Origin of the sequence: Pedobacter sp. (genome assembly GCF_046462515.1) — a bacterium.
Lineage (GTDB): Bacteria > Bacteroidota > Bacteroidia > Sphingobacteriales > Sphingobacteriaceae > Pedobacter.
In genome coordinates, this window is the sequence record NZ_JBKGVD010000006.1 from 359,981 (window position 1) to 372,319 (window position 12,339).

The 12,339-nt window shown below is 36.1% G+C and carries 9 protein-coding genes; 8 read left to right on the top strand and 1 reads right to left on the bottom strand.

The genetic code is table 11. From position 1 onward, the window contains the following. Positions 1-12: 12 nt before the first annotated feature. From ACLHG9_RS07335 to ACLHG9_RS07365, 7 genes are all read left to right on the top strand, one after another. On the top strand, positions 13-1,509 hold the full coding sequence (locus tag ACLHG9_RS07335; RefSeq protein WP_410220846.1) for a SusD/RagB family nutrient-binding outer membrane lipoprotein: 1,497 nt from the start codon (positions 13-15) through the stop codon (positions 1,507-1,509). Between the two features lie 12 nt (positions 1,510-1,521). Continuing rightward, on the top strand, positions 1,522-3,042 hold the full coding sequence (locus ACLHG9_RS07340; RefSeq protein WP_410220847.1) for a DUF5689 domain-containing protein: 1,521 nt from the start codon (positions 1,522-1,524) through the stop codon (positions 3,040-3,042). A gap of 4 nt (positions 3,043-3,046) precedes the next feature. Then, positions 3,047-4,240, top strand: a complete 1,194-nt coding sequence (locus tag ACLHG9_RS07345; RefSeq protein WP_410220848.1) for a phospholipase D-like domain-containing protein — start codon at positions 3,047-3,049, stop codon at positions 4,238-4,240. A 22-nt stretch (positions 4,241-4,262) separates the two neighbouring features. After that, a complete protein-coding gene (locus ACLHG9_RS07350; RefSeq protein ID WP_410220849.1) occupies positions 4,263-5,678 on the top strand; it encodes a calcineurin-like phosphoesterase C-terminal domain-containing protein in 1,416 nt (471 codons plus the stop codon). 19 nt (positions 5,679-5,697) lie between these two features. Then, positions 5,698-6,600, top strand: coding sequence for a glycerophosphodiester phosphodiesterase family protein (locus ACLHG9_RS07355; RefSeq protein ID WP_410220850.1), 903 nt, complete (start codon positions 5,698-5,700; stop codon positions 6,598-6,600). 90 nt (positions 6,601-6,690) lie between these two features. Next, on the top strand, positions 6,691-8,040 hold the full coding sequence (gene glpT, locus ACLHG9_RS07360; protein ID WP_410220851.1) for a glycerol-3-phosphate transporter: 1,350 nt from the start codon (positions 6,691-6,693) through the stop codon (positions 8,038-8,040). Between the two features lie 2 nt (positions 8,041-8,042). After that, the gene (locus tag ACLHG9_RS07365) at positions 8,043-8,726 is read left to right on the top strand and encodes a GDSL-type esterase/lipase family protein (protein ID WP_410220852.1); all 684 of its coding nucleotides are present in this window, start codon (positions 8,043-8,045) and stop codon (positions 8,724-8,726) included. Between the two features lie 109 nt (positions 8,727-8,835). Here the strand turns inward: ACLHG9_RS07365 and ACLHG9_RS07370 are convergent, their stop codons facing one another. Further along, entirely contained in the window at positions 8,836-9,210 is a 375-nt protein-coding gene (locus tag ACLHG9_RS07370; protein WP_410220853.1) for a hypothetical protein, read from the bottom strand. A 309-nt stretch (positions 9,211-9,519) separates the two neighbouring features. On the opposite strand from ACLHG9_RS07370, the gene ACLHG9_RS07375 reads away from it, so the two are divergent. After that, the coding region (locus ACLHG9_RS07375; protein ID WP_410220854.1) for an Ig-like domain-containing protein at positions 9,520-12,339 on the top strand (2,820 nt) is incomplete at its 3' end.

Here is a 12,339-nt window from a genome sequence, read left to right on the forward strand (position 1 = left end):
CAATTAATGAAAATGAAAACAACGATTAAAAAATATTTATTATTGGGTCTTGCATCTACATTATTGGTTAGTGCTTGTACCAAAGATTTTAGAGAGACCAATATAGATCCAAATAAAAGTACAGCAGCTCGTCCTGAGGCGCTTTTGACACCTGCCTTATGGGATGTGGTGAGTAGGAATAACACTAGGGCATTACGTATTACAAACGAATTAATGCAGGTTCATGTTACCACTATAGATGGAGATGAAATCCATAGATACATCATTAGACCCGGAGAATCAGATTATATGTGGAATAACTGGTATTTGCAAATCACTAATTTTAGGGATATGTATGCAAAGGCCACACAGTTGGATAATAATACTTATAAAGCTCTAGCACTAATTTGCGATGTTTATACTTCTTCATTACTCACTGATACTTTCGGTGACGTACCATATTTTGAAGCAAACAAGGGCAAGGACGGTGTCTATCAACCTAAATTTGATAAGCAACAAGATATTTATGCAGACTTTTTTAGAAAGCTCGAAGAAGCCAATGCTTTGCTGAGTAAGCCTACAGCACTTACTGCTGATCAGTTGTCTATAGAGCCTTTGTTTGGTAAAGCAATATTTGCTTCCAATCCAGATGCAACTCAAGCTTCAACAGCCACGATTACAGCATGGCGTAAGTTTGGAAACTCACTTTACTTAAGATTGTTATTGCGTGCTTCTGCAAGACCTGAAGCTAATGCGTCTGCTAAAATCGCTGAGATTGTAAATACGCCAACTAAATATCCAATCATTTCAAATAATAACGAGTCGGCAATCTTAAGATACACAATGACTCCTCCATTTGTATCGCCATTTAATACCTATAGAGATTTTGATTTTAATGGAGATAGCGGACTTACCATTTTCTTTTTAAATAATTTAAATCTTTGGGGAGATCCAAGAAGGGCAAAATGGGCTACAAAATATGAGGGTGCTTATGGAGGTATTCCGAGTGGCTATCCTAGAGGACAGGTTCCTCAAAGAGAGTCTTATTACTTGGCGGCTTTAAAAAATGAGCCCTTATTAGGTAATATGATAAACTATGCAGAAGTACAGTTTATTTTGGCTGAAGCAGCAGTGAAAGGATATATTGGAGGAAATGCCAAAACATATTATGAAAATGGTGTCATGAATGCCTTAACCATGTGGGTACAAAGCTCAGATATCCCAGCTAATTACTTAACTAATCCATATTTAGCATGGAATAATGGCGATACTGATGATGATAAAATGGAAAAAATCCATGCGCAAAAGTACTATACCCTTTTCTTTACCGATTTTCAGCAATGGTTTGAATACCGCAGAACTGGACATCCTACTTTAATGATGGGAACTGGTTTGGAAAATGGTGGAAAAATGCCAGTTAGGTTAAGATATCCGGTTTATGTTCAGTCTTTGAACGCAGCCAATTATGCAGCAGCAGTACAAGCTTTTGGTCCGGATGACTTGAACACAAAAATGTGGTGGAACAAATAAATGTAACAAACGATGAAAACAAAATATTTAATTATTGCGGTGTCATTATTTATCAGTGCTTTATTTAATGCATGTAAGAAAGATATTAATGAAGCCGAAGGTCAGGTTAACCCATTTGCAGCATTATTTGTGGTTAAGAAAGCTTATAAAGGAAACGATGTACAGCTTAGTGCTACAAATTTAGCTGGTGCTACAAGTACTGGTGGTATTGTTATATCAGACCAGACAAATGGGAACATCCCTAAAGGAACATTAGTTATTCAAAATACAGATAGAAATATAACTAGAGGTTTAATTATTGATTTAGGTAATGTAGATGTACCATTTGCACCTGGAGATTCAGTGGTATTACAACTTAATGGAACTTCATTGGTAAATGTAAATGGCTCGATACGCTTAAAAGGTATCACTTTAAATAACATTCAAAAAATTGCAAGCGGTAAAACACAAAAAATTCAGGTTGTACAGACAAAGAATCTTTTAGCTGCTCCACTAGATTATGATGGGACATTAATATCTGTAACGAATGGAATTTTTAGCCCGATGCCTTCGCAAGGAGAGATGTTTAAGGGCGATAAGAAAATAAATGACGGTTTTGGAGACCTTATTGTTCATACGGCGGATAATGCAAGTTATGCTAATGAGTTAATGCCTAACGGAATAAATGTAGTAGGCTTGTTTTTTGCAGAAGTTAATAATGCTGTAGCGAATCATAAGGTATGGCCTCGTTCTTTTGCCGATATTACTGCCTTAAAAGTATATCCACCAAGTCCGATTGTAATTACCGGGTTTTTGGCCGATCCTCAAGGGTCTGATGAAAACCAAGAGTATATTCAATTAATGGCCACAAAAAATATTGATTTTGCACAAACACCCTATGCGATAATTACTACTAATAATGCAGGGAGTAATATTCCGATTGGGGCACCAGTTAATGGTTGGGCAACAGGACAGCAAAGGACTTACAAATTTAATCTTACACAAGGTACGGTATCTAAAGGAGAAGTGTTCTATATTGGTGCATCTAATAAATTAATAAACGGAGCAGGTTCTACCGATATCAGTAACGCAAAATGGATAAGGAGTATTCCTTATAATGTGCAAGAAGGAGATGGATTTGGAAGTGTATCTACCAACTTATTAGCTAATAGTGGAAACGGATGTGGTATAGGCGTGTTTAAAGGAATTAATATAGATTTAAATTCTGTACCTCTTGATGTAATTTTTTATGGAGGAAATGGGTCTTTATTTGCTGCAGGTCCACCGATTGCAGGATATAAGATCATAGATAATGATTACTTTGATACTTTGAATCCAACTACAAATGCCTCTCAGCCTTATGTAAATCAAGGTACCAACACTAAGAAACTTCCATTCCCTGCAGCAAGTTCATTTGCAACTTTAGGAGGAAAATATAATCTGACCACAGGTAGATGGAGTACAGGTAGAGTATTAAAAAATGTAACATTAACAGTTACATCAAAGCTTACAGATATAGAAAAAGCCTCTGATTTAACTACATTAGAAAATTAATTAAATGAATTCATTTAAAATATATTTTCTTGTTTTATTGCTTGCATTTGCGGGTTGCAAAAAAACATCAGAAAATAAGGATAACAATAACAATGGAGGTACCAATCAAGGTACCTCTGTTAATTTAACCCTGCCATCTTCTGTTTTCACAGAATTAGATAAGGTTAGCAAAGGACAGTCTTCAACTGCTATAATGGATAAGCTTATTAGTATGATCAATGCTACACCAGCATCGGCGCATATTTATATGTCCATTTATATGTTCGATTACCAACCTTTGATCAATGCCTTAAAAGAAGCTTCAAATAGAGGTGTTTACCTGCATATTATGATTGATAGCAGTATTGACGATTCTGTCAAGCAGAACATGTCTACCATTGGAGTTGTACGTGGTATCTTAAAATCAGGATCCGAACTGATCATTGTTACCAATGATGTAAATACATCATCCATCAATCACAATAAATTTATATTATTCTCAGAACTGAAGACCACTAATGGCAAACTTGAGAATGTAGTATTTCAAACCTCACATAATTTTACCTTAGATGACTCTAAGAAAATACAGGATGCAATTATTTTAAATGATGCCAATCTGTACAGTGCTTATATAGATTTCTGGAAAGACATTAAAGCAAAGTCAACATCGGGAATGAAAGATTATTACTATAAAGAATATAGTTCTGCTGATGGAAAGATTAATGCTTATTTCTTTCCAAAGAGACGCAACGGAACCTCATATGGAGAAGATAGCATTATTGAGATATTGAATAATATAAGCGATTTACCCGGTGCTACTATCAGAGTAGGTATGTCTGATTGGGTGGTATCCAGAGTTAATGTTGCAAATAAACTAAGCGAGCTTTTAGATAAAGGAGCTAAAGTAGAAATCGTAGTTAAAAATAAAATCGATAGTGAGATACAGACAATATTAAAAAGTATGCAACAGCGTGGGGCGAGTATTAAAATGTATAATATTTCACAGACTAATATCCACTCTAAATTTTTAATGATTGATGGTAAGTATAAAGGGGAGCAATGTAAAATTATAGCCACAGGAAGTCATAATTATACCACAAATGCGCTTAGGAATAATAATGAAACTTTAGTTTTACTGAAAAATTATACAGAAATATATAACAACTATTTAAACTATTATACCGAAATGAAAAAGCTACCCGGTATAACTATAAATTGATTTTTTAAGTTTTGAACCACAGATGAAAAGAAGAGAATTTGTAAAAGGTTTTGGATTGCTTGCCGGTGGTATGGTAATTAGCCTTAAATTAAATGCTTTCGATAGATTTTTAAATGCAGATACATTAAAGGGTAGAGTAACGGATGGTAAGCAGGGTATAGCGAATGTCATTTTATCAGATGGATTTGAAGTAGTGCAGACCAATAAAGATGGTTATTATACCATTAGGCTAAATGAAAAATCAGAATTCTTATTTTTAAGTACACCTTCTGGTTATGAGTTTAAAGTAGATAATGGCAGTATCAACAGGCAGTATGAAAATATAGCTGGGGTAAATGAGTTTGACTTTACCTTAAAAAAACTTAACAAAGACGATAATAAACATTATTTTATTATCTGGGCAGATCCACAGGTAAAGAATAAAAAAGATGTAGAGCAGATGATGGCTACTTCTGTTCCTGATACCAGAAAAGTGGTTGAAAGTTTGGGTAAAGATGCTTTGGTACATGGCATAGGCGTTGGAGATCTGGTATGGGATAACTTGCCTTTGTTTGAATCTTATAATAAAGCCGTTGCCGAAATGGGAATACCATTTTTTCAATGTTTAGGCAATCATGACATGGATTATCGTCAGGGAGGAGATGAAACCTCTGACCGTACATTTAAAAAATATTTTGGGCCAACCTATTATTCGTTCAATAGAGGTAAAGCGCACTATATTGTATTGGATGATGTACGTTATTTAGGTACGGAACGTAATTATGATGGCTATATAACAGAAGAGCAATTGGCTTGGATGGAAAAAGATCTCAAATTTGTGGATAAGAACGCTTTAGTTATCGTTAATGCGCACATCCCTATTCATAATAGTGTAAAGAATAACAAGGATTTTTATAAACTGTTTAAAGGGTATAAAAATGTTCATGTAATGTCAGGGCATACCCACTACAATCGCAATGTGATTAAGGAGGGGGTTTTTGAACATAATCATGGTGCGGTTTGTGGTGCCTGGTGGACCGGACCAATCTGCGAAGATGGTACACCTCGTGGGTACGGTGTTTATGAAGTAAATGGAAATGAGCTAAAATGGTATTATAAAGGAACCGGACAAGAACGTACTTATCAAATCTCATTAGATGTAGAGAAATTAACCGGAAATAACAGGATAATAGCTAATGTATGGAATTATGATCCGCAATGGAAAATAGAATACTATTTAGATGGTAAATTGATGGGTAATATGCCTCAGCAAAAAGGATACGACCCGGAAGCTGTAAGACTTTATAAAGGACCAGAACTGCCAGCATCAAGAGGTTTTGCAGAACCTAAAAGTACAGATCACTTATTTATGGTACATTGCGGTCCAGAAGTAAAAGAAATTAAGGTGGTTGCAACAGATCGTTTCGGAGAAAAATTTGTAGCAACAAAGAACATATAATTTTTATAAAAACAGTTCAATGAAAAAGATAATATATTCAATTTGTATCGCCGCTTTGGCATTCAATGCTTGTTCTGTAAATAAGAACATAAAAACGGATAATAGCCAGTTTCCTTCATTTAGCGCCGAAGCCCATAGAGGGGGTAGAGGTTTGATGCCTGAAAATACGATCATAGCGATGAAAGATGCGCTAACTTATGGCAACATTACCACGCTTGAAATGGATACGCATATTACAAAAGATGGGAAAGTTGTGGTTTCGCACGATGATTATCTAAGCCCTTCTTTTATGCGTTTACCTGATGGAAAAGACATTCCAGCTAAAGATGCCAAAAAGTATGCAATACTGAATATGACCTATGATTACCTGAAAACATTTGATAATGGTTCAAAACCTAACAAAGATTTTCCTCAGCAAAAAAAGATAAAGACCTATATTCCTTTATTAGCAGATTTAATAGATAGTGTACAGCACGATATTAAAATCAACAACAGAAAACAATATTTCTACAACATTGAAACGAAATCTACTGAAAAAGGCGATGACATCACTAACCCTAAACCAGAGGTTTTTGTGAAATTGCTAATGGATGTGATCGAGAGTAAAAACATTATCCCTTATGTGGTTATCCAGTCTTTTGATAAAAGAACCATTCAGATCATCCATAAAAAATACCCAAAAGTAAGGACTTCGTATCTGGTAAGTAATAAAAAAACATACGAAGAAAACATGGCGGATTTAGGGTTTAAACCCTTTATTTTAAGTCCTAATTCTAATATGGTTGATGCCGAGCTGATAAAAAAAGCACATGCTGATGGAGTTAAGGTAATTCCGTGGACGGTAAATACCAAAGAAGAAATTGAAAAACTACGCAATTTAAAAGTAGATGGAATTATATCTGATTATCCAAATCTTTTGTAATTATTAAAGTATATTTTTCAAAAAATCTACTGGTTTTAAATCAGTAGATTTTTGAGTTTATAACAAAATCAACTAACTATTACTGAACATATGATTTTTAATTTTTTAAAGCCTGCAGCGCATAAACCGATAAAGGCAGAAGCAGAGGTAAATTCTTCTTATTGGAAACTGCGTTTACAGGTTTTTGCCGGTATTTTTATCGGATATACAGCTTATTATTTTGTAAGGAAAAACTTCTCATTCGCCATTAAAGATCTACAAGAACTGGGCTATACTAAAGGTCAGTTGGGTTTGGCCATGTCGGCACTTTCTATTGCTTATGGTTTTAGCAAATTCTTTATGGGTAACGTTTCAGATAGGAGCAACGCCCGTTACTTTTTAGCAGTTGGACTTATCTTGTCATCTTTAACAATGATTTGTATGGGCTTCTTTCCTTTTGCTACATCTTCTGTTACGGTCATGTTTGTTCTTTTGTTTATAAACGGGTGGTTTCAGGGCATGGGATGGCCAGCCTGTGGTCGTGTAGTTGTACATTGGTATTCAATAAAAGAACGTGGAACTGCAATGTCTATATGGAATCTGGCTCATAATGTGGGCGGGTTTTTAGTAGGACCTTTAACCATTTGGGGTGTAGAATTATTTATGGATTGGCATGCCAGACTGTATTTCCCTGGTTTGATCGCTATCATTTTTTCATTGATCGCTATTTTATTTATTAGAGATACACCTCAGTCATGTGGTTTACCTCCAATAGAAGAATACAATAATGATTACCCTAAAACATACAATGCTTCTCAGGAAAAAGAATTTACTGCAAAAGAAATATTTTTAAAATATGTACTAAATAATAAAATGCTTTGGTACATTGCTGTAGCCAATGCCTTTGTTTATCTGGTACGTAACGGTATTGTAAATTGGGCGCCTACCTTTTTACAGGAAGCCAAGCATTATACTCCTGCTCAAGCTGCATGGTCGGCGTCGTTTTATGAACTGGCAGCTATACCTGGCACTATATTATGTGGTCTGTTGAGCGATAAGGTTTTTAAAGGCAGAAGAGCACCTGCAACTATTATCTACATGGCTTTGACTTTTGTAGCCGTATTTGTTTACTGGCAAACTGAGGGCACAGATGCTTGGTTGGTTAATGTAGCTTTATGGTCAATAGGATTCTTAATTTATGGTCCGGTTATGTTAATTGGTGTACAGGCTTTAGACTTGGTGCCTAAAAAAGCGGCAGGTACAGCAGCAGGTTTAACAGGTCTTTTTGGTTATTTTATTGGAGATCTGCTGGCAAATGCTGCATTGGGAAGCTTGGTAGATAATTCGGGTTGGGATAATTGCTTTATAGCTATCCTGCTTTCTTGTGTGTTGGCTATATTATTTACCGCATTTACCTGGAACAGGGAGAAAAGAAATTTATCAGAAAATATAATTGAGTAAAAATGAGAAGTATAATTTTTAAACTGGTTTTCGCTTTTTTGATTTTTATCTCTGTAGCTGCTAAATCGCAGACTTTGCAATGGGATAGTACTTTTAGACCTACAAAATATAAAGAACAAGTACTTAAATTTAAAGAAGACACCATACGAAAAAGTGATTTTGTGTTTTTAGGTAATAGCATTACTGCCGGTACAGATTGGGGTAAGCTATTAAATATAAGTAATGCTAAACAGCGAGGTATTTCGGGTGACATTACCTTTGGAGTACTGGAACGTTTACAGGATATTATTGATTCTAAACCTGCTAAGGTTTTTATACTGATCGGCATAAACGATGTTTCAAGGAATATACCTGATAGCATCATATTAGATAATTATCATAAAATACTTAAACGCATTGTTAAAGGTTCGCCCAAAACTAAAATTTATTTCAATACTTTGTTGCCTGTAAATGCTGCTTTTGAAAAATTTAAAAACCATTATAACAAAGACCAGCACATTCTCTATTTAAATGAGCAGATTAGAAAATTAAAGTATAAAAAACTGACTATTATAGATTTATACCCGCAATTCTTGGATGAAAATAACCATTTAAAATCAGCTTATACCAAAGATGGTTTGCACCTTAATAATGAGGGGTACGAAGTATGGAAAAATGTGATTATCAAAGGTAGGTATCTCAAATAAAAAATAAAAAGGGCTTGTATAAAAGCTTTTGAACAATGAAAATATTGCAAAAAGAAACTTGGAAACTTAACTGCAATAGCTTTAATTATACAAGCCCAAAATTGTTAAACTACATTTCCTGTTTTAGAGGAGCTTTTTTATTCCTTTTTCTTTCGGCAGGATGATGTTCTTTTTTTAAGGCGTTAAAATTTTCAAGCTGCTCAGGCGTTAAAACAGCTTCAATTTTAGCCTGCTTCTCATTTATATACTTTTTTCTGTTGTTGGCATCTTGCTGATGCTGATTAACTTTCTGGTTCAGCGCCTTTAGCTCTATCTGTTTGATTCTCTCTTTTTGATCATTGCTCAATGCCAATTTCTCCTGAAGTTTTAGGGCATATCGCTCTGCTTTTTCTTCTGGTGTAATTCTGTTGCGTTTTTGCTGTTGGGCGTAGCTATTGGTAATGAACAGTACCATAACGGCAAATAAATAAAATACTTTTTTCATAACTAAAGGATTAAGGTTTCTTTATTGAGATAGATGTGCTAAAATGCTAATCGTTTAATATGCAGGATGTTAAAATGTGTTAAAAATCACAGGTTTTTTAAAAATCAGGCTTAGTAATTTTTTGAGTATAATTTTCCCCATAATAATGCTAAGAGTATTAAATTAAGATTAATTTTGTGGAGAAAATTTCTTACTTGTAGAATATTTTTTACATTAGTGAACTAAACAACAAACTGTTTATAAATACACAATTTTATTTTCTAGTGCTGTTTTAACAGGTGGTGTTGTGCATTTGATTTTTTATAGCCTATGTCCAACAAATACCTTTGTGGAAATTCTTTAAAAAAAAATGCGACCGAACGTTTGTTTAAAGTTTCGGTAATCACTCTTCTGTATTTATTGTTTTGTTGTTCAGCTTCAGCTCAGATCTGTGGTACATCAGGTATCGATGGACCTAGTACCAACGCAAATCCGGTTAATACTTATTATCCTGTTCCCTTAAATAAGGATGTAACTTTGAGCATAGGCTCAACCTTTATCTTTTTAGATCCTGTACCCCTTGATGATCCAAACTATGGAAATAGTTATGGTAAAATAGGCATCAGAGCGGGTGATTTGATTTTAATTATCCAAATGCAAGATGCGATTATAAATTTTGAAAATAATAATTTATATGGCGCTGGTAATAATAAATCTGGTCCTGATAATTTAGGAGGAACAGGTTATACTGGTTTGGGTTTTTCTGGAAAATACGAATATGTGATCGCCACCAATAACCTTCCATTAACCGGAGGAACGTTGACGTTTAAAGGTGCTAATAATGGAGGAACAATAAATGAATACAATAATTCTGCAGCTACAGGTAACAGAGGACAAAGGCGCTTTCAGATTGTAAGAGTTCCACAATATTCTAATTTAGTATTAACATCAAATGTTACTACACCCCCTTATAATGGTAGAGCAGGCGGAGTAATTGCTTTTGATGTGGCAGGCACAATGTCATTTGGTGGTTATAAAATAGATGCTAGTGAAAGAGGGTTTAGAGGAGGATATGCACCTAAATTAGTTGGTATCGGTGAAAACCTAAGAGATGTCTATGTGGGGCCATCAAGTATCAATACCTCTGTAGGTAAGGGTGAAGGAATTGCAGGTACCCCACGCTTTATGTACGATGGCTTTAATCAGGTAGATAATGGATCTGATGGTTTACCTGGAGGTTCATCAGGAAAAGGAGCACCGGCAAATGCCGGTGGAGGAGGTAATAACCATAATGCGGGTGGCGGCGGCGGAGCCAATGGCGGAGATGGCGGAGTAGGTGGAGATGGATGGGCTGGTGCTGGTGGCACTAACCCAACCCCAAATGGTGGCCGGCCAGGAACCAAGGTACCTATAGATATTACAAGATTGATTATGGGCGGTGGTGGCGGTGGTGGTAATGCCAACGATGCACTAAGTGGGGTCATCGGGGGAGTTGGTGGTGGAATAGTATTGATAAATGTTGAGCGTATTCTTGGTAATGGTACCATTTTGGCAAACGGAGGAAATGGGAAGAGAGGTGCTCTTGGTAATTCTCCAGATGGTGCTGGAGGAGGAGGTGCTGGAGGAACTATTTTTGTAAGATCCTTAGCAAATAGTGCTGGTGCAACGTTAACTTTAGAGGCCAACGGAGGAGTGGGCGGAAACACAGCCAACGACAAAAATAATGAACATGGGCCCGGTGGAGGTGCTGGCGGAGGGATGATTTACTATAATGTGCCAGGAGCAGTAGTATTTACTAAAGTTGATTTCGGAAAATCTGGTAAAGCAGATGATGGAAAAGGTATTCCTCATGGAGCAGCCGATGGAAAAGCAGGTGCAGTATATGGTTTTTCAAATGCGGAACTACCTAATCACTTAAAAGGAGGGGGGAAAATCTGTTATCCTGAATTAACGGTTACGCTTTCAGAAGCTAAACCTGGAATACCGGGCAGTAGAAATCCTGGTTCAACGGCAGTATATACGCTCACTATTTCTAATAGTCCTAATGGCGGAAATGCTGGTGATGTACTGGCGAATCTGAATTTACCTCCGGGTTTTACAATTAGTAGCATAACGGCCAACTTAACGGGTAATGCTTCAGGTCCGTTAACCCCTTCATTTACTCAGACAGGTAATGTTTATTCTTTTGGATCATATAATATTTCGCCAGGAGATCAGGTAATTTTTACAATTAATGTAAATATTGCTAATACTGTTTCGCCTGGTATGCATCATACAAGTGCTCAGGCTACCTATTTAGATCCGACAAGAACGTTTCTAAATCCTGATAGAAGGATTACACCATTTCAGAATGCTCTTTCAGGTGCCAATACTAATTATGAATCAGGTGATCAGGCAAATGTGGCAGGAATAAATTATAATGGTAATTTACCCACTTCTGTAACCGAAGATGTACATATTAACGCTAAACCGAAACCTAATGATTTAACGTTGGATGTAATCGAATGTGATGACAAAGCAGCTGGACAATTGACCGCAACCGATCCTGATGAAGTACATACACCTCAAAACTTAGTGTATTCGTTAGAAGGTACATATGATACCACCAAGGGTACATTAACCTTGAATGCTGATGGTACTTTTCTTTTCCTGCCCGCTACAAGATTTTTTGGAACGATTACGATTAAGTTTAGAGTAACAGACCGACTGGGGGCATATGATATCGGTACGCTGATCATTAACCAGCCTAAACCTTTAATTTATGCAAACCCAACTATTGGAAACATAAGTTGTTTTGGTGGAAGTGATGGAAATATTATCATTGATGCAGGAGGTGGAGTTGGAACCTTAACCTATAGCTGGACGGGACCTGATTCTTTTTCTTCAACTAACAAAGATATTAGCAATTTAAAAGCAGGAACTTATTATTTAAAAATAACGGATGCTAATAATTGTTCAATTACTGAAGAATATAAGATAACTCAACCTGCACTGATCACCGCGGCCGAGAGCCATACGGTAATCGACTGTAACGGGGGTACTTCTACCGTAACCCTGGTAGCAAATGGCGGAAATGGCAGCTACCAATATACTTTCAATGGCATAACGAACACCACAGGGATATTTGCCAATGTAACAGCCGGAACCTAT

Bases quoted from the DNA above. Each gene is read 5' to 3' on its own strand.
- ACLHG9_RS07365 (WP_410220852.1), top strand. From the start codon at position 8,043: ATGAGAAGTATAATTTTTAAACTGGTTTTCGCTTTTTTGATTTTTATC.
- ACLHG9_RS07345 (WP_410220848.1), top strand. From the start codon at position 3,047: ATGAATTCATTTAAAATATATTTTCTTGTTTTATTGCTTGCATTTGCG.
- glpT (WP_410220851.1), top strand. From the start codon at position 6,691: ATGATTTTTAATTTTTTAAAGCCTGCAGCGCATAAACCGATAAAGGCA.
- ACLHG9_RS07335 (WP_410220846.1), top strand. From the start codon at position 13: ATGAAAACAACGATTAAAAAATATTTATTATTGGGTCTTGCATCTACA.
- ACLHG9_RS07350 (WP_410220849.1), top strand. From the start codon at position 4,263: ATGAAAAGAAGAGAATTTGTAAAAGGTTTTGGATTGCTTGCCGGTGGT.
- ACLHG9_RS07370 (WP_410220853.1), bottom strand. From the start codon at position 9,210: ATGAAAAAAGTATTTTATTTATTTGCCGTTATGGTACTGTTCATTACC.
- ACLHG9_RS07355 (WP_410220850.1), top strand. From the start codon at position 5,698: ATGAAAAAGATAATATATTCAATTTGTATCGCCGCTTTGGCATTCAAT.
- ACLHG9_RS07340 (WP_410220847.1), top strand. From the start codon at position 1,522: ATGAAAACAAAATATTTAATTATTGCGGTGTCATTATTTATCAGTGCT.